The following is an 18,344-nucleotide window of genomic DNA, read 5'->3' as shown; positions in this document are numbered from 1 at the left end:
GATCGATTTCTCCCTGAATACTCACCCCCAACACAAAAAGATGTTGAACAGGCCCTTAAGACTGTTACCTACTCCTCCAATACTTCGTACTTCATATCACCAATCCACAGATCCTGCCACTGCGAAGGCTTGATGGAAAAGCCTAACTGATCAAGCGCTCCCGTTACGTCTTTTTGCGTCAGCCAGTTTGAGCGCTGACCTTGCAGCCGCCCAGCAACACGCCATTTCCCATTATCAAGACTGAATATCCGGCTCTGGTAACCATCCAGCAATACCAGTTCATTTTCACCATCAGCATTCAAATCAACCGACAATACCGGACAGGGTTTCTTGGCACTGCAGTTGAGATAAATGCTCCCGGCATTGCGTTGCTCCAGCAGTAAATCAACAAATTCGGCATCAAGCTCAACCCCGTGAGGATATGGGGCCAGATGGCCGGACAGCTGCTCACGCGTTAACAGCCCACGCCCCTTGTCATGGAAAGTACGGTATTTCACCCTCAACGCAGCTTCGGCTTTTTGCCTGACCAGATCGGCATTGGCATGGTCGTTGTTTTTACTCAGGTCCTGCAATACCTGATTCCCATATCGTCCACCTTGAAGGCGTAGATATTCAAAATCGAAATCGCTGACTGGTGTGAGTCCATCCATTAACCTGGCAACCTGGCTGCCAACAGCAATCCTGGCGGGATCAAGCACTGGCGTCACGGTCAGTATCAGCAACGCCACCGTGAACAGGGCGGCTGCAATATTGACCTGTCTTGCGCCTGCCATCCATATGGCCTGCCGCCTGATCACGACAAAAGCGTAACCCAGCGCATAAATAGCCATGGTCATAATCGCCAAAGCGGCCCAGATGCGATCTATCGTCCAACCATATTGCGCGACCCGCAAGGCGAGGGAGTAGGCGCACAGGCCGGTATAAACCGGCATTGCCAGCAGGCCGACACCGATAAACCGCAACAGCCACTTGGGGAAACGCTGCTCTCCCGAAGCATCCTGCCAGGCGGCATTGAACAGGAACACTGTCCATGCCAACAAGCACAGCATCAGGCTGGTGGCATAGCCCGTTTTCCAGAGCAAGGCCAGGCCCTGAAATGGCAAAGCCAGCAGGAACAAGATGAGGATAAAGCTCACGACAGGCAGCAACCAGCCCAGGATATTCAGGCTAGCACGGTAAATCCCCACCAATGCCTCCTCCTTTGCCGCGTAAAGGGAGAGCCCTATCCCGAAGGCAATGGCGGTGACTGGATAGGCAAATATCCTGCTGGTGAACAGGCCCATGAGGAAATTGACATTGAGCACCTTGAACAGGCCCGCGAGCAGGAACAACAATGCCCAGAACAAGCCGGCAAACACGGCGGCCAGCAGCAGCTTGACCAGATTGCGCCAAGCGGCGGAAAACAGCAGTGAGTAATCGCTGAACCAGCTATTCAGTCTCAACCTGTGTTCGGCAAACGGGAGCAAGACGAACCAGCTTGCCGCAGTAATGACGCCCAGCGTAAAACCAAGCTCCCCGGTTTTGCTGAAGGGCAAATCCGCAACCCATGCCTGGTGGCCGACATAAGCCGCGGCACCAGCCATCAGCAGAGAAAATCCAGACGCCATCCACCACAAGCGCTTCTGCTGACGATAGCCGGAGAGCACCATCTGGCTGAGCGGCAAGGTGAGAATCAATACATACAAAGGCCAGATCAGGCTGAAATACTGCCCCGGCGCCGCGAGTCTCAGGAGCCACTCGTGCAGCAGCCACAAGCCGACCCCTTGCAGGGTTGCCCAGGCAATAATCCAGCTTCGCTCCTGTCTATTCATGACCTTATCTCGCTCCCGGCAGTAAAACTTCATTTATTCAGCGTATTGTTTACACTATAATAGCCGGTCTTATTTTTACATTACAATTGGTAGGCCATGCAAAGAACTATGCTCAAATCCAAGCTACATCGCGTGCGTGTAACGCACTCGGAGCTGGACTATGAGGGATCCTGCGCCATTGATGAAGCATTGCTGGAAGCAGCGGACATCCGCGAATACCAGCAAATCGACATCTACAATATCAATAACGGTGAACGTTTCACGACCTACGCCATCCGCGCCCAGCGCAATTCCGGCACAATTTCGGTCAATGGGGCTGCTGCGCGTAAGGCAAGCCCTGGCGACCTGTTGATTATTGCGACCTACGCTGGCTATAGCGAAGTCGAACTCGCCCAATTCAAACCCCAACTGGTGTATGTCGATGCTGAAAACCGCATCAAGGACCAACGCCAGCACATCCCGGTACAAGCCGCCTAATGCTAGATCTAGAAGAAATGAAACTGGCCGTCGTCGACGCGCTGGAAGATATCAAAGCCTTTGATATTACCGTCATGGATGTGCGCAAGCTCACCTCCATGACCAATTACATGATTGTTGCCAGCGCCAATTCCACGCGCCAGGCCAAGGCGGTTGCCGACAATGTGCGCGAAAAGCTCAAGGAAAAAGGTGCCAACATTCAAGGCACAGAAGGCGAGAAAGAAGGCGAATGGGTGCTGGTCGACCTCGGAGACATCGTCGTTCACGTCATGGTGCCTGCCACCCGCGCCTACTATAACCTGGAGCAACTCTGGGGTGAGGCTGAAAGCCGCCGAGGCCACATCAAAGCCACGGAGTAGCCAGGGCCTGTTAATACTAATCAAGGGGATCGCGTTGGAGCGAGAAAAGGTTGGGCGCAAGACGCCAAGCACAGCAAGGCTGGGTGCCTTGCGAGCATTGGTAACGCCGCGGACGGCCTTTTCTCGCTCCAACGCGATCCCCTTGATTAGTATTAACAGGCCCTAATCCTCCTTGAAACTGCGGATTATTTCTGTCGGTCATAAAATGCCGGACTGGGTGCAATCCGCATGCACCGAATACATTAAGCGCATGCCGCGCGAGATGAGCGTGGAAATCGTCGAAATCAAGCCCGACAAGCGCGCCTCCGGCAAGAATGCCGAAGTTGTGCAGGAAGCCGAAGCCAAGCGCATCCTCGAAGCGACAGGCCGCGATTACTTGATTGCGCTTGATGAGCGGGGCCAGGAGGTCACGACCCTGCAATTGGCGGATAAAATGCGGCAATGGATGGAGAGTGGCCGCGATGTCAGCCTGGTCGTCGGGGGGGCGGATGGCTTGCATGAAAGCCTGAAACAAAAGGCGGACTGGCTCTGGAGCCTGTCGCGCCTCACCATGCCGCATGGCATGGTGCGCGTGATGTTGAGCGAGCAACTCTATCGCGGATTGAGTGTCATCAACAATCATCCTTATCACCGCGAATAACTCATGACCCAATCCCTGGTGTGGTTCCGCCGCGACCTGCGCGACTATGACCATGCAGCGCTGTACCACGCCCTTAAAGAATCTGACCAAGTTGTGTGCGTATTCGTTTTCGATACCGACATCCTGGATACCCTCCCCGACCGGCAAGACCGCAGGGTCGAGTTCATCTGGGAAAGCGTGCATGAGCTCAAGCTGGCACTGCAACAACGCGGCAGCGACCTGTTGGTGCTGCATGGCAAAGCCATTGCAGAAATCCCCCGGCTGGCCGCATCACTCAAGGTGGAATACGTCTATTGCAATCGCGACTACGAGCCAGCCGCCATCGCACGCGATCAATCCGTCGAGCAAACCCTGGCAAGCCATGACATCGCATTCAGGAGCTTCAAGGACCAGGTCATTTTCGAGCGTGACGAGATCCTGACCAAGTCCGGAACATCATTCAGCGTGTTCACTCCCTACAAGAACGCTTGCCTTAAGGCCTTGAATGACTTCTACCTCAAGGCCTATCCGGTCGACCGCTACATAGCACATTTGGCACAACGCTCGCCCACGCCCATGCCATCCCTGGAAAGCATAGGGTTTGAACGCAGTAACCTGCAGCAACTCAAGCTGCCGACCGGCATGTCGGGAGGCCGCGCATTATTCGAGGATTTCTGTTCGCGCATACCACATTACCGGGATGCGCGTGACTTTCCTGCAGTCAAAGGCCCATCCTACCTATCCGTGCACCTGCGATTCGGCACCGTCTCGATCCGTCACCTGGCAAGAACCGCCTGGCAGCAAGGCGGGGCAGGTGCGGAAACCTGGTTCAATGAACTCTTGTGGCGCGATTTCTATTTTCAGGTACTGCACCATCACCCGCAGGTGGCCGCAGGGAAAAGTTTCAAGCCTGAATTCGAGCATATCCCGTTCCCGAATGATGACAGCCTGTTCAAGGCGTGGTGCGAAGGTCGCACGGGCTACCCGCTGGTCGACGCTGCCATGCGCCAGATCAACCAGACCGGCTACATGCACAACCGCTTGCGCATGGTTGCGGCCAGTTTCCTGGTCAAGGACTTGCTGATTGACTGGCGCTGGGGCGAGCGCTACTTTGCCGAGAAACTCCTAGATTTCGACCTCGCCGCCAACAACGGCGGCTGGCAGTGGGCAGCCTCTACCGGCTGCGACGCCCAGCCTTGGTTTCGCATCTTCAACCCGGTGACACAGTCGGAGAGATTCGATCCTGAAGGCAGGTTCATCCGCAAGTATGTGCCCGAATTGAATAGCTGCGACAACAAGGAAATCCACACGCCATGGCTGATTCCGCCATTACGCCAGCAGACGCTTGGCCTGGTCATCGGCAAGGATTACCCTGCCCCCGTGGTCAATCACGCCATGCGCCGTGAGCAAGTGCTGGCGCTTTATAAACAGGCCGGCGCAACACCGGCAACAGGTCAGGCGGTTGGATCAGTGAAGGAGTGATATTGCTGCAAGCGTTCTACTTCTTCGCGTGCGCCAAGAATCACGGCAATGCGCTGATGCAGGCTTGTCGGCTCAATCTCAAGAATATTCCTGTGCCCGGTGCTAGTCAGCCCGCCAGCCTGCTCCACCAGCCAGCCCATGGGATTGGCCTCGTATAACAGGCGCAAGCGCCCGCCGCGGCCAACAGTGCGATTATCCAGCGGATAAAGAAAAATACCTCCGCGAATCAGCAATCTATGCACTTCCGCCACCAGGGTAGCAACCCAGCGCATGTTGAAATCCTTGCCGCGAGGGCCACTGCTGCCAGCCAGGCATTCATCAATATAGCGTTGCACTGGCGGCTGCCAGAATCGCTGATTCGACATGTTGATGGCAAATTCCTGCGTGCTGGGCGCAATTCTCAGGTCAGGATGCGTCAGATGGAATTCGCCGCTCTCAGGATCAAGGGTAAATCCATGTACCCCATGCCCCAGGGTCAGCACCAGCATGGTGGATGTGCCATAAAGCGCATAGCCTGCGGCAATTTGCCGGGCACCCGCTTGCAGAAAGGATTGCTCCTCAACCTCACCCGGCGGTGCTGAAAGTATGGAGAAGATGCTGCCCACAGAAAGATTGAGGTTGACGTTGGACGAGCCATCCAGGGGATCAAATACAAGCAGATACTCCGCATTTTTTCCGGCAAACACCTGCGCATGCTCCATTTCCTCGGAAGCAACCCCGGCGACATGGGGGTTTTGCGTTGCCATGCGGAGGAAAATATCGTTGCTGACCAGGTCCAGCGTCTTTTGCTGCTCGCCCTGGATATTCTCGCTACCCGCATCCCCCATGTTGCCACGCAATGCGCCATGGCTGACTTCCCGCGCCACCTGCCTGCAGGTATGCGCAAGATCATCGACAAGCGACAACAAACTGTTAGCCAGACCAAACTTTCTTCCCTGCTCAGCAAGAAAGTGTGCAAGATTCAAAATAGACATAGACTTCCCTTCAATCGTGAAAGAACGATGCCACCAACTGCGAATCCATCATGTCCGCCGATGACAAGGTGTTTCATTTTTACAACTATACTCTCCAGGCAGATTTCACATCCGCTGAATTCGATGGACAACTAAAAACTGCTCGGTTAAAGTGGATTCCGTTTGTGTCAAATTAGAGACACTCAATAATAATTAGGATAGATGTATGCGCGTTAACATTTCCGGGATTGCGATCAGTATTGCCCTTGCAGTCTCCCTGACCGGCTGTGCAACCCAAGCCAACAAAGACCCGCTGGAAAGTATGAACCGCGGGATTTACAAATTCAATGATACTGCTGATAAGGCTGTCATCAAACCAATCGCAGGCGCATACAAGGCAGTCCTGCCCAGCCCAATCCGCACCGGGGTCAACAACTTCTTCACCAACCTGGGCACATTCACTTCGCTGGTCAACAACATCCTGCAGCTCGAACTGGGCAAGGCCATGGATAATGCCGGCCGCCTGGTCATCAACTCCACCATCGGTATCGGCGGCCTGGTGGATGTCGCCTCCATGGATGGAGTACCCAGGCACAGGGCCGACTTTGGCCAGACATTGGGCAAATGGGGCGTGGGCAGCGGCGCCTATCTGGTATTGCCATTCCTCGGCCCAAGCACATTCCGTGATACGGCTGGCCTGACTGTGGACACTTTGTACTTTGATCCTATCCAGTACACCAACGAGATACGTACGCGTAACCAGTTGCGCCTGCTCCAGTTTGTCGACTTGCGTTCGCAATACCTGCCCGCCAGCGACCTGATTGACGAAGCGGCCCTTGATCCCTACAGCTTCACACGTGATGCCTACCTGCAACGCCGTGAACAATTCGTGACCGGCAAGGTAGCCAGCGATGCATACTATGACGACCTGGACGAAGACGACGAAGAAGAAGTCAAGTAATCCCCAGGATCAAACCAAACAAAAAGCCACGCATTGCGTGGCTTTTTTTATTCATACGGTTTTGCTATTCAAGCACGGAAAAAACGACTACTCCTCGCCACTAGCGACTGTCATGCGCTCAATCAGAATGGATCCCGTCTGTTTTGAGCCTTGCACCAGCACATCACTGCCGACAGCGACAATATTCATGAACATCTCCGCTAGGTTGCCCGCAATGGTGATTTCTTCCACTGGATAGGCAATCACGCCGTTCTCTACCCAGAAACCCGCTGCGCCACGCGAATAATCGCCTGTCACCAGGTTGATACCATGCCCCAGCAGCTCAGTCACCAACAACCCCGTGCCCATGGTCTTGAGCAGGCCAGCCTGGTCCAGCTCGCCATGCTGGATGACCAGGTTATGGTTGCCACCTGCATTGCCAGTGCTCTGCATGCCGAGCTTGCGTGCGGAATAACTGCCGAGCATATAGCCTTCAAGCACGCCGTTCTTAACCAGTGTACGGCTGTGGGTTGCCACGCCTTCATTGTCAAATGGCGAACTGGCAAGTCCGCGTGGCACATGAGGCAGTTCCTCAATATTCATCAGGGGGGACATCACTTGCTTGCCAAGGCTATCGAGCAGGAAGGATGATTTGCGGTACAGACTGCCTCCCGAAATCGCCGAAATCAGGTGGGAAACCAGGCCGGAGGCCAGCGGTGCCTCGAACAGCACCGGCACCTGGCAAGTCTTGACCCTGCCGGGGTTCAAACGTCGCGCTGCCCGCTCGCCAGCGCGTAGCCCAACCGCGCGTGCAGAATCCAGTTCACCGGCATGACGCGCGCTGGTGTACCAATAGTCGCGCTGCATGCTCTCGCCGGCTTCGGCAATCACCGAGCAGCTCAAACCATGACGGGAACTGGGATAGCCCGCATTGAAGCCATTGCTGTTGGCGTAGGAGAACAGGCCCTCATAGGTAGAAACTGAAGCGCCTTCAGAATTGGCAATCCTGGGGTCGGCACCCCGCGCGGCCTGTTCACATTCCACAGCCAACGCCAAGGCGTCATCCACACTGATATCCCACGGGTGGTACAAGTCAAGATCAGGAATATCCCGCGCCAGCAAGGCAGGGTCGGCAAGGCCGCAGAATTCATCCTGTGCGGTATAGCGTGCGATATTGCAGGCGGCGGCTACCGTATCTTTCAGCGCCTGCAAGCTGAGGTCTGAAGTGCTGGCATGGCCTTTCTGCTGCCCGAAATAAACCGTCACCGACATACCCTTGTCACGGTTGTACTCTATAGTTTCGGTTTCGCCCATGCGCACTGAGACGTTCTGGCCGATACCCAGACTGACCTCGGCTTCGGCTGAGCTTGCCCCCGCGGCCTTAGCCAGGCTCAATACTTCCTCGCTCAAGCCCTTCAGCTCATCTAGCGTGTATGAAAAGCGCGAACCACGCTCTGTCAGGTCATTCACAGGAGTCTCTTTGCAAAAAACTGTTATCATACATCAGCATGAAACCGAACAAGACAGAAAACACCGAACACAGCATTGAGCCTGTCAGCAAAACCAAACGCAAGGCCGAAGCTGATGCACTACAAGACATCGGCGTCATCCTCGTCGGGCTACCCAAGGACAAGCTCACCAAGCTGGAACTACCTGAAGCCTTGCTGGACGCCGTCAACGAAGCCAAGCGCATCACATCCAATGGTGCACTGCGTCGCCAGATGCAATACCTTGGCCGTCTGATGCGGGATGTCGATACCGCACCAATCGTTGAACAACTGCAACGCTGGGAAGGCTCCCACAATGAAGAAAACGCACGCTTCCACAGGCTGGAGCAATGGCGCAGCCGCCTGATTGACGATGAGTCTTCATTGGCGGAATTCATTACCGAATATCCGCAAACCGAGGCACAACAGGTCCGTAACCTGATCCGTAATGCACGCCGTGAACAGGCCGCAGGCAAACCGCCCAAGAGCAGCCGTGAACTGTTCAAGTTGCTACGCAGCATTACGGAAAATATTACGGCAGAGACTGAACTCGACACTGATTAAACTATCAGTGTCGTAACGACAGGTGATAGACATTGCCCGCCAATAAAGCCCTCCGGAAGTTTCCGGCTGTGCCGAATGACCAGGTGCACATGCTACCCGCCAGCAAGACTGGCCGGGATAACACAAACTTTAACGACTAAATTAATACTACATGGGCTTAGCGTTTTTAACACTGATACCTTTTATCGGGGCGATTTTTACCAAACTCAGCACCAGGCTGGGGCGGTACTCTTCCGCCTGGGTTGCCATTCTTTCTGCGCTGCTTTCAATCAGCCTGCTCTGGCCGCTGGCGCAGCAGGTCTGGCGAGGAGAAACGGTCATCCAGCGCGTTACCCCCTGGATGCCGGAGCTTGGCATCAGCTTATCATTTCGGCTGGACGGACTATCGCTGCTATTCAGCTTGATGATCCTGCTGGTCGGCCTGATCGTGATCATCTATGCCCGTTACTACCTTTCACCCCGCGACAGCATGGGACGTTTCTACGCCTATCTCCTGCTGTTCATGGGCTCGATGCTGGGCGTCGTGCTCTCGGAAAATATTATCCAGCTCCTGATGTTCTGGGAGCTCACCAGCCTCTCCTCCTTCCTGCTCATCAGCTATTGGCAACAACGGGAAGAAGCCAGCCGCGGCGCACGCATGGCGCTCACGATCACGGGCGGCGGCGGGCTGGCAATGCTGGGCGGCTTTCTCCTGCTCGGCAAAATCGCGGGCAGTTATGAGCTGAGCGATATCCTGCTGGCAGGCGATATCATCCGCAGCCACGCGCTCTACCCTTTCATGCTGGTGCTGATCCTGCTGGGCGTATTCACCAAGTCCGCGCAATTCCCGTTCCACTTCTGGCTACCCAATGCCATGGCAGCACCTACCCCGGTCTCCGCCTATCTGCATTCCGCCACCATGGTAAAGGCAGGCATTTTCATACTGGCACGCTTCTTCCCTGCGCTGTCCGGCACGCCTGAATGGACCTGGATCGTTTCCGGCATCGGCATTACCACGTTCATTACCGGCAGCTATATCGCCCTGTTCAAGCACGACATGAAGGCTTTGCTTGCCTATTCAACCATCAGCCATCTCGGCCTCATTGTCACGCTGTTTGGCATAGGAACGCCTCTGGCTGTGGTCGCCGGCGTATTCCATATCATCAACCACGCCACGTTCAAGGCATCCCTCTTCATGCTGGCGGGGATTGTCGACCATGAAACCGGCACCCGCGACATGCGCCAGTTACGTGGCCTCAGGCGCTACATGCCTTACAGCGCCACGCTCATGGTGATTGCCGCCGCTGCAATGGCAGGCATTCCCGGCCTCAACGGCTTTATTTCCAAGGAAATGTTCCTTGCCGAAATCGTAAGCCATGGCAATGCACTCAGCCCGCACTGGCTGCTGCCAGCTATCGTCACGGCTGGCGCAGTTTTTTCTGCGGCTTATTCTATCCGTATCGCGCACAACGTATTCTTTGGCGGCGAACCAGCCGACTTACCCAAGACGCCGCATGAACCTTCGCGTGGCATGCAGATTCCAGTAGCCATCCTGGTCATCGCCTGCATTGTCGTCGGCCTGTTCCCCCATATCGCCCAACCACTGGTGGCATTGGTTGTCGGCAGTACTCTGCAAGGGGCAATACCTGAGTTCCATCTCGCCATCTGGCATGGCTTCACGCCTGAACTGCTCATGAGCGCAATCGCGCTTGCCGGTGGCATTCTGGTCTATAGAAAACGGGAATCATTTTTCTCGCTGCAGACCCGCGTCGATGGCAGGATCGACGCCAAGATTCTCTATAACGGTGCAATGCGCAGACTGTTTGCATTGTCCAACGCCATCACCATGAACGCGGACAACCTCTCACAAAAACGCATGCTGTGGGTGTTGTTCGTCACGGCGATTGTGTTGGGTGGCTATGGTTTCATCTCTGGCGGCAGCAGCCTCGCAGGCAACCGCCCGCTGCTGCCGGTAGACCCCATGAGTGCCATGGTTGCCATCATCATGATCGCGGCAGCAACTGCAACCGTCATCATGCACCAGCAACGATTCACTGCACTCGTCCTGGTGAGCGCGGTTGGCCTGGGCGTGGCACTGACATTCGTGAAATTCTCCGCACCTGATCTGGCGCTGACACAACTCGCAGTCGAATTCATCACTGCCGTCCTGCTGCTACTGGCCTTGTTCTTCCTGCCGCAGAGCACACCAGATGAACAGGACCGCCTGCGCCAAGGCCGCGATATTGTGATCGCGCTATTCGCCGGCATCGGCATTGCCGCACTGAGTTATGCCGTACTCACGCGTGATTACCACAGTATTGCCGATTACTTCATCGCCAACAGCGTCAGCGGTGGCGGTGGCGCCAATGTGGTGAATGTGCTGCTGGTAGACTTCCGCGGCTTCGACACCATGGGTGAAATCACCGTGCTGGCCCTGGCCGGACTGGGGATATACGCCATGCTGGACCAGCTCAAGCTGTTAAGCCCCAAGCAGGATGCCGAAGGCCGTCCGTGGAACCCGGATACGCATCCGCTCATTCTCGCGACATTCAGCCGCATCCTGCTGCCGCTCGCATTGCTGGTGGCGATATTCATCCTGTTGCGTGGGCATAACCTGCCTGGCGGAGGCTTCATTGCCGGCCTCATCACCTCGGCAGCCCTGATCGTGCAGTATCTCGCCAATGGCGTGGAATGGACGCGCAGCAAACTGCCCGCCAACACCCATCCGCTTATCGGTTATGGCCTGCTGATTGCCGCCAGCACCGGCATCGCCAGCTGGTATTTTGGTTACCCGTTCCTCACCTCGACCTTTGACCACCTGCATATTCCTATACTGGGCGAACTGGAACTGGCTTCCGCCATGGCCTTTGACCTTGGCGTATACCTGGTAGTGGTAGGCACTTCCTTGTTGATCCTCATCAACCTGGGCATGATTCATCAGGTGAGCTACCTGCCGCGCGCCAATAAGAACCCCGGCAGCAAGGATGCAAAACCGGGGCGTGCAGCGCCCGACACCAGCGGGTCACAAGCCATCAATGAGGCTGGAAAACTTAAAACAAGCACAATCGAACAAGGTACGTCATGGAAGCGTTGATCTCCATCCTGATCGGCATACTCACTGCAGGAGGTGTCTACCTCTGCCTGCGTAGCCATACTTTCCCCGTGGTTCTTGGCCTGACCCTGCTGTCCTATGCCGTCAATTTGTTCCTGTTCATGATGGGGCGCCTGGTGATCGGCAAACCGCCCATCATCAGCGACCAGGCAAGCACATATGCAGACCCGCTGCCGCAGGCACTGGTACTCACCGCGATCGTGATCAGCTTCGCCATGACGGCCTACATCATCGTGCTGGCACTAAAAGCCCGCACGGAAATGGGCAACGACCATGTCGATGGAAAGGAAGTACGTTGAGCCACCTTGCCATCATTCCCCTGTTGTTGCCGCTGTTTACCGGCATTTTCCTGCTGCTGTTGCGCGAGCAGCGCATCTACGTCAAACGCACCATTTCCGGCATCAGCAGCCTGGCGCTCATCGCTGTTGCAGCGAAGCTACTGTGTACTGTCAGCGATGGCACCATCACGGTCTATGCGCTCAGCGACTGGCCTGCGCCTTTCGGCATTGTCCTCATGGCAGACAGGCTGGCAGCCTTGCTTGTGCTCACGACATCGCTGCTGGCACTGTTTGCGCTGATATACGCCATGGGTGGTACCGACAGGCAAGGACGCCAGTTCCACATCCTGTTCCAGCTGCAACTGTTCGGCCTCAATGGCGCGTTCCTGACCGGGGACCTGTTCAACCTGTTCGTATTTTTTGAGGTGCTGTTGCTTGCTTCATACAGCCTGCTGCTGCACGGTGGCGGGCGCAAGCGCGTCCGCTCCGGACTGCACTTTGTCGTCATCAACGTAGTCGGTTCATCGCTTTTCCTGTTTGCCGCCGGCACCCTGTACGGCGTACTGGGCACGCTCAATATGGCAGACCTTGCCGTCAAGGTCGCCAATGTCAGCCCTGAGAACATCGGCCTGGTGAAAACCGCGGGCTTGCTGCTGTTTGTCGTATTCGCCCTCAAGGCCGCCTTGCTGCCGCTCTATCTCTGGCTGCCATCGGCCTATTCGCAAACCAGCGCGCCTGCAGCAGCGCTGTTTGCCATCATGACCAAGGTAGGGGCCTACAGCATCCTGCGCGTCTATACCTTGATTTTCGGCAATGAAGCAGGCCCGCTCGCCAACCTGCTTGATGGCTGGCTATTGCCTATGGCATTGACCACTATCATCATCGGCAGCTTTGGATTGCTGGGCAGCATACGCCTGCGCCAGCAGGTGGCTTACCTGGTGGTAATTTCTGCAGGTACCCTGCTCACCAGCTTCAGCCTGAATTCCGTGGCGGGCATTGCTGCCGGACTTTATTATTTGCCGCACACCACTTTTGCCACAGCCGCGCTGTTCCTGCTTGCGGACCTGATCATCAAGCGCCGTGAACAAATGGAGGACCGGCTCGAAGCCGGCTTCGTGATTACCCAGCAAAAACTCCTGGGGGCGATATTTTTTGCGCTGGCGATCCTCGCATCGGGCTTGCCTCCGCTGTCAGGCTTCCTCGGCAAGTTCATGGTGCTGCGCGCCGCGCTTGAGCATCCTGCCGTGCCTTACATCATGCTGATTGTACTGACCAATGGCCTGCTGACCGTGATTGCCATGGCCCGCTCAGGCAGCCTGTTCTTCTACGAGGCACACGCGGTGGACAGGTCAACCAATACCTATACCAAACAAGGCCCTGCCGAACCTTTGCGTGTTCGTGAACTGTTGCCAATTCTTTCACTATTGGGCCTGTGCATCGTCATGACCTTCTGGGCAGGCCCAATCAACAACTTCAGCCTGGAAGCTGCCAGCCAGTTGCTGGATACGCCCGCCTATATCAATGCCGTGCTCGGCCAAGGAGCCCAGTAATGCAACGATTACTGCCCCACCCACTGCTCACCATCATCCTCGCCATCATCTGGTTGCTGCTCAGCAATAGCATTGCGCTTGGCCAGGCCGCCCTCGGCCTGCTTTTGGGCTGGGCCATCCCGTTTTTTGCCCTGCAGTTCTGGCCGGACAAGCTGAAGGTCCATAAGCCGCTGACATTGCTGAAATTCAGCTATATCCTGCTGCATGACATTGTGGAAGCCAATTTCATTGTTGCCTTGCGCATTCTCGGCAAGCCGGAGAAGCTGCGCCCGGCGTTTATCGTTGTCCCTATCGACCTGAATTCCGACTTTGGGATGAGCATCCTCGCCAACACATCCTGCCTGACGCCCGGTTCACTCTCAGCCCTGCTTGCACCGGACCGCAAGAGCATTCTCATGCACGCCATGGATGTAGAGGATGTGGATGCCTTCATCCATACCGTCAAGACGCGCTACGAAAAGCCTCTCAAGGAGATTTTTGAAGAATGATAGAAGTTGCCATTCATATTGCCTTTGTCCTGGTCTCAGCGGCACTTGCACTCAATGCCTGGCGCCTGCTCAAGGGCCCGAGTGCGCCGGACCGCATCCTGGCGCTGGACACCCTCTATATCAACACGATTGCGCTGCTGGTTTTATTCGGCATCCACATCCAGAACGGCGTTTATTTTGAGGCTGCGCTGCTGATTGCGCTCATGGGGTTTGTCGGCACGGTCGCCATGTGCAAATACCTGTTACGGGGAGACATCATCGAATGAACATCGTGCTCGAAGTCCTGCTGTCGGTGCTGATTGTCACCGGCGCCCTGTTCACTTTCATCGGCTCGCTCGGCCTTGCACGCCTACGGGATTTTTACACGCGCCTGCACGGCCCGACCAAAGGCACTACCCTGGGCGTCGGCTGCCTGCTGATTGCCTCGTCCATTTTCTTCAGCTCTCAGGGTGATGGGCTGAGTCTGCATGAAGTGCTGATTACGTTGTTCCTCTTCATCACCGCGCCGATCAGCGCCCACCTGCTGGCAAAGTCCGCATTGCACCTCAAGGTGGAGTCGCTGGTACCCTTGCCAGACGAGGCCATTGCCCGCAAGAACAGCCAGCACAAGCCTTACCAGACCCTGGACTAGGCTTCACTCAATGCGCCTGCGGCTTGTCAGTCCTGGCGGGATCATCAACGATGGCCTCTGCTTGCAAAGGTTCAGCCGCCGGTACTTCACGTTTGGGCGGCAGCAGGAACAAGGCCGGATTCTGGATAAAGCGCTTGGCCAGTGTCCTGAGCAATAAGCGCCACTGGGCAAAAGTCACCTTGCGTGATTTCATCGCCACATAGAGCGCCAGGCTGAAACTCACGACCAGGTTGGTCGTTCCGATCAGCCATATTCCCAGAACAGCCGTCACCAATACCTGCCAGGAAAACATGAAATCCAGCGCGACGAACGAGTAGCCTGTGAAGGCCGAAGCAAAAGCGATATGCCGGATATCAATCGGCGCGCCGAGCAACACGCCCAGTCCTGACATCCCGCCCAGCATACAGCCAAAGTAAAAGTTGCCCGCCAGGGCACCCAGGTTATTTTCAACATACCGTGCTACCCGGTCCAGGCGGGCGGGACCAATCAACCACTCCAGCCAGCCCAGCGCTCGCAAGCGCTGCGGAATCTTGTTATAAACCGCAAGGTTATCGTGGTATCCGGCAATCAGGCCGGCAAGGAACAGGCATACCCCGGCAATGGCAGCATAAAACACCGCACCGCTATGGAAAGGATCATTGGCATCCAGCAACTGGTGGGCTTTTTCCGGCGTGATGAAATGCGCGCCGGTCATCGTCAGGATCAACCATCCTACCAACATCGCCACGGGGACGGCCATCATCACATTGCCAAGAATCGCGATGGTCTGGCTTCTGAAGGTCTGCGCAACAATCATCACCAGCTTGTCGAGATTCTTGTTCTTGCGGTCGCCGGCATCGATACTGGCCGCAATCGCCGCCGCCGTCATGGCCGGCTGCTTGGTAGCGACCGTGAAGTGCAGGATATGAATCAGGGCAAAACCAAGGCCATAGTTCAGGCTGAACAGAATGGCTTCTGTCAGCGGCGCGTAATGATGCTTGCCTGCAATAATCTTCAGCATGGTCATGAGCGCAATGATCACGCCCGCTCCCATGGCCGAACGCATCAAACGGAAATACTCGCTGCGCGTTTCAGTGATGTAATGCTCGCCAGTACGGCTGGCATTCTCTGTCACGCGCAGCGCCATCAGCTCCACATTCTCGCGAAAATGCTGCCTGACATCGTTCTTGTGTCGCTCTGAAGAAACCAGTGTCTTGAACAACTGCACCATCGCCGCACCCGCATCAGATTCGCTACGCACCAGCTTGATGATGCCCAGCAGGTGCTCCAGGCGGCGAGCTTGCTGGCTCATACGCTGCAACAAAAAAGTGAGGCGCACACTAGTGCCGGTTTGCGAGCTGTTGCGCCGGATCTTGGCGATCACTTCGCGACACTGGTCCAGCATCACCAGAATGTGGCCGACATCGTGCTGCTTCTCCAGCGGCATTGCCAGCAAGGCTTGCAATTCGACACTCTGGGTAATAAACGGCGAGTCGTGATATTCGATCTCGGGGTGGTTGCGGATGAGTTCCGGCTCCAGCCCGGAGGCCGCAAGCCGATACGAGAGCACCTGGGCCGAGTCCAGCAGGCTTTTCTGGCACTCGGCAACTTGTCCGGGAGGCACCTCATGAAATCGCAAGGCATGCACAAGTTGCAGCCAGATTTCGTCCGGAACCGCAGCAATCCAGTTCTCGTCGCCATGCTTGGAGAAAATCTGGACAAACAAATCCTTGAGATAGGCCGGGTTGATCGCATCAGGCAGCAATTTATGGCCAATGCGCCGCCATAACTCGGTAAAAAACCCGCTATTGGGCTGGATTCCAGAATCGACATACAGCGAAATTGGCTTGCGGCCTCCCAGCATGCTCACTATGGCATCACGCAACAATCCCGCCTTATCTGGGTCGCTAGTCAGCACATGGCACAGCGCCTGGATTGCATAAACAGCATGGTCGGTATCCCCCGCCTGGCGCGGACGAATTTGCGCCACCAGGTCAGTAATCAACCGTGCAGCATCGGTATTGTGTTGTGCGTAATCGCGCAGGGCATCTTCCATCATCATCATTTCTATTTCTAGTGTTTACTGAATCCCAGCCAGATCACGACAAATCCAACTTCCTTAAGCATACCGTCTTTCGAAGTGACTACTGCAAGTTCCGGGCACATCTGGCTACAACGCAGCGCCCAGTGTCAGGCGCACGCGCTTTTCGGCGTTGACGCGGCGAAACAAAAGCTCGACTTCTTGTCCCGCGTGCTGATGACTGACAGCCTGCAACTCTTGAGCCGAAGATAGCCTCTCCCCTGCCAAACTCAGCAAGACATCCCCAACCACCAAGCCTGCCTGCGCGGCAGGAGACCCGGTGATCACAGCCAGCACCGTCAACCCCGGTTCAGGATCATCCTCCCTGCGCTGCATCACATGCACACCCAAGAATGGCGGCGCCAGCTTGGCCCAGTAGGTTGCAAAATAACTATAGACCTCTCCCGTGCCGGCTGCGGCCCCTGAATCGCTGGACTGCGCCTTGATGCGCTGGATTTTCATCGCAGCGCCAGGCCCGGCAAGCAATTTTGTGTAAAGCACGACAGCATCTGCCTTGACTTTGGCTGCCTGAGCGACAGCACGGGAAGGCGGCACATCTGTTGCCTCAAAATTCGAGTAACCAAGCATTTCATAGCCATCATTGAGCATGCGCTGGTAATCGTCCGTTTCTGTTACCCCTGTATATATTTTTGGCTCGCCCGCTCCCGGGCTGAGTTTAACGCCATGCAACCGGCGCGCGACATAATGCAGGGCATAGGGGTTATCCTCCGCGGGCAACTCCACTTTCGGCTCTGCCACAACCGGCCTTTCCGGCACGGGTTCCCTGACTACCGGTTTGCTACAGGCTGCCACCATTGCAAGCAACAGCAGTATTAAATATGGGCGCATGTCCCCTCCACTCGTTTTTACTGACGACAATGGTATGATGAAACCAGTTTTTTTTCATTGCCTGCGTACAATAATGCGCCGGCATCACTTTTACTTAAACCCAGAATCTTTACCTTATGGCAACAGACATTCTCCGCATCGGGCTGGTTTCCATCAGCGACCGCGCATTTACCGGTGTATACGAAGACAAGGGCATCCCGTCCTTGCAGGAATGGCTTGACCGCGCACTCACCACTTCCTGGGAAAGCACGCTGCGCGTGATTCCCGATGAACAGCCAGAGATCGAATCCACCCTGTGCGACCTGGTGGATTTTGACGGCTGCAACCTGGTGCTGACAACCGGCGGCACCGGCCCGGCCATACGGGATGTCACGCCTGAAGCCACCCTCGCGGTTGCAGACAAGATAATGCCTGGCTTTGGTGAACAGATGCGCCAGATCAGCCTGAATTTCGTCCCCACCGCCATCCTTTCGCGCCAGGTGGCCGTGATTCGCAAGCGTTGCCTCATTATCAACCTGCCTGGGCAACCCAAGGCTATTGCACAAACCCTGGAAGGCCTGAAGGATGAAACCGGCAAAACTATTGTGCCCGGTATTTTTGCCGCAGTGCCCTACTGCCTGGATCTGATCGAGGCCCCCTATATTGAAACCAATGCAGAGATCGTGCAGGCCTTCCGTCCAAAGTCGGCACCAAAACCGGCCTGAAC

Annotated in this window: 18 protein-coding genes; 13 read left to right on the top strand and 5 right to left on the bottom strand. The window is 55.8% G+C overall.

Annotated features, from left to right (window positions below; translation table 11 throughout):
• Nucleotides 1-68: 68 nt before the first annotated feature.
• Nucleotides 69-1,811, bottom strand: coding sequence for a DUF4153 domain-containing protein (locus LG198_RS11585; RefSeq protein ID WP_230343342.1), 1,743 nt, complete (start codon nucleotides 1,809-1,811; stop codon nucleotides 69-71).
• A gap of 96 nt (nucleotides 1,812-1,907) precedes the next feature.
• Here LG198_RS11585 and panD point away from each other — a divergent pair, with 96 nt between their 5' ends.
• From panD to LG198_RS11565, 4 genes are all read left to right on the top strand, one after another.
• Nucleotides 1,908-2,288, top strand: a complete 381-nt coding sequence (gene panD, locus LG198_RS11580; RefSeq protein WP_230343341.1) for an aspartate 1-decarboxylase — start codon at nucleotides 1,908-1,910, stop codon at nucleotides 2,286-2,288.
• The gene (gene rsfS / locus LG198_RS11575) at nucleotides 2,288-2,647 is read left to right on the top strand and encodes a ribosome silencing factor (protein WP_230343340.1); all 360 of its coding nucleotides are present in this window, start codon (nucleotides 2,288-2,290) and stop codon (nucleotides 2,645-2,647) included. The genes panD and rsfS overlap by 1 nt, the downstream gene beginning before the upstream one ends.
• 172 nt (nucleotides 2,648-2,819) lie before the next feature.
• Nucleotides 2,820-3,287, top strand: coding sequence for a 23S rRNA (pseudouridine(1915)-N(3))-methyltransferase RlmH (gene rlmH / locus LG198_RS11570; protein WP_230343339.1), 468 nt, complete (start codon nucleotides 2,820-2,822; stop codon nucleotides 3,285-3,287).
• 3 nt (nucleotides 3,288-3,290) lie between these two features.
• Complete coding sequence (locus LG198_RS11565; RefSeq protein WP_230343338.1) at nucleotides 3,291-4,748, top strand: cryptochrome/photolyase family protein; 1,458 nt, start codon at nucleotides 3,291-3,293, stop codon at nucleotides 4,746-4,748.
• On the opposite strand, the gene LG198_RS11560 is transcribed toward LG198_RS11565, so the two are convergent.
• Nucleotides 4,721-5,722 carry a class 1 fructose-bisphosphatase gene (locus LG198_RS11560; protein WP_230343337.1) on the bottom strand — a complete coding sequence of 334 codons (1,002 nt, stop codon included), beginning with the start codon at nucleotides 5,720-5,722 and terminating at the stop codon, nucleotides 4,721-4,723. The genes LG198_RS11565 and LG198_RS11560 overlap by 28 nt on opposite strands.
• 205 nt (nucleotides 5,723-5,927) lie before the next feature.
• Between LG198_RS11560 and LG198_RS11555 the strand changes: the two genes are divergently transcribed.
• Nucleotides 5,928-6,662, top strand: coding sequence for an MlaA family lipoprotein (locus LG198_RS11555; RefSeq protein ID WP_230343336.1), 735 nt, complete (start codon nucleotides 5,928-5,930; stop codon nucleotides 6,660-6,662).
• An 87-nt stretch (nucleotides 6,663-6,749) separates the two neighbouring features.
• On the opposite strand, the gene pmbA is transcribed toward LG198_RS11555, so the two are convergent.
• Entirely contained in the window at nucleotides 6,750-8,111 is a 1,362-nt protein-coding gene (gene pmbA / locus LG198_RS11550) for a metalloprotease PmbA (RefSeq protein WP_230343335.1), read from the bottom strand.
• 38 nt (nucleotides 8,112-8,149) lie between these two features.
• On the opposite strand from pmbA, the gene yjgA reads away from it, so the two are divergent.
• From yjgA to LG198_RS11515, 7 genes are all read left to right on the top strand, one after another.
• The gene (gene yjgA, locus LG198_RS11545) at nucleotides 8,150-8,692 is read left to right on the top strand and encodes a ribosome biogenesis factor YjgA (RefSeq protein WP_230343334.1); all 543 of its coding nucleotides are present in this window, start codon (nucleotides 8,150-8,152) and stop codon (nucleotides 8,690-8,692) included.
• Between the two features lie 151 nt (nucleotides 8,693-8,843).
• Nucleotides 8,844-11,765, top strand: coding sequence for a monovalent cation/H+ antiporter subunit A (locus LG198_RS11540; protein ID WP_230343333.1), 2,922 nt, complete (start codon nucleotides 8,844-8,846; stop codon nucleotides 11,763-11,765).
• Nucleotides 11,753-12,082, top strand: a complete 330-nt coding sequence (locus tag LG198_RS11535) for a Na+/H+ antiporter subunit C (protein ID WP_230343332.1) — start codon at nucleotides 11,753-11,755, stop codon at nucleotides 12,080-12,082. The genes LG198_RS11540 and LG198_RS11535 overlap by 13 nt, the downstream gene beginning before the upstream one ends.
• Nucleotides 12,079-13,611: a monovalent cation/H+ antiporter subunit D gene (locus LG198_RS11530; RefSeq protein WP_230343331.1), complete on the top strand. Its 1,533-nt coding sequence runs from the start codon at nucleotides 12,079-12,081 to the stop codon at nucleotides 13,609-13,611. Before LG198_RS11535 ends, LG198_RS11530 begins: the two co-directional genes overlap by 4 nt.
• Complete coding sequence (locus LG198_RS11525) at nucleotides 13,611-14,099, top strand: Na+/H+ antiporter subunit E (RefSeq protein ID WP_230343330.1); 489 nt, start codon at nucleotides 13,611-13,613, stop codon at nucleotides 14,097-14,099. Before LG198_RS11530 ends, LG198_RS11525 begins: the two co-directional genes overlap by 1 nt.
• Complete coding sequence (locus tag LG198_RS11520; protein WP_230343329.1) at nucleotides 14,096-14,365, top strand: K+/H+ antiporter subunit F; 270 nt, start codon at nucleotides 14,096-14,098, stop codon at nucleotides 14,363-14,365. Before LG198_RS11525 ends, LG198_RS11520 begins: the two co-directional genes overlap by 4 nt.
• Nucleotides 14,362-14,730 (top strand): Na+/H+ antiporter subunit G, encoded by a 369-nt coding sequence (locus tag LG198_RS11515; protein WP_230343328.1) that lies wholly within the window; start codon nucleotides 14,362-14,364, stop codon nucleotides 14,728-14,730. The genes LG198_RS11520 and LG198_RS11515 overlap by 4 nt, the downstream gene beginning before the upstream one ends.
• A gap of 7 nt (nucleotides 14,731-14,737) precedes the next feature.
• Here LG198_RS11515 and LG198_RS11510 read toward each other — a convergent pair whose 3' ends face one another.
• Both LG198_RS11510 and LG198_RS11505 read right to left on the bottom strand, forming a co-directional pair.
• A complete protein-coding gene (locus LG198_RS11510) occupies nucleotides 14,738-16,768 on the bottom strand; it encodes a site-specific recombinase (RefSeq protein WP_230343803.1) in 2,031 nt (676 codons plus the stop codon).
• A 111-nt stretch (nucleotides 16,769-16,879) separates the two neighbouring features.
• Nucleotides 16,880-17,638, bottom strand: a complete 759-nt coding sequence (locus LG198_RS11505) for a PDZ domain-containing protein (RefSeq protein WP_230343327.1) — start codon at nucleotides 17,636-17,638, stop codon at nucleotides 16,880-16,882.
• 116 nt (nucleotides 17,639-17,754) lie between these two features.
• Between LG198_RS11505 and mog the strand changes: the two genes are divergently transcribed.
• Nucleotides 17,755-18,342, top strand: a complete 588-nt coding sequence (gene mog / locus LG198_RS11500; protein WP_230343326.1) for a molybdopterin adenylyltransferase — start codon at nucleotides 17,755-17,757, stop codon at nucleotides 18,340-18,342.
• Nucleotides 18,343-18,344 lie beyond the last annotated feature (2 nt).

This window comes from Methylobacillus arboreus, assembly GCF_020532725.1.
Classification (GTDB): domain Bacteria; phylum Pseudomonadota; class Gammaproteobacteria; order Burkholderiales; family Methylophilaceae; genus Methylobacillus; species Methylobacillus arboreus.
Note: the sequence above shows the minus strand (reverse complement) of the source record. Positions and strands in the feature narration are given on the sequence as shown.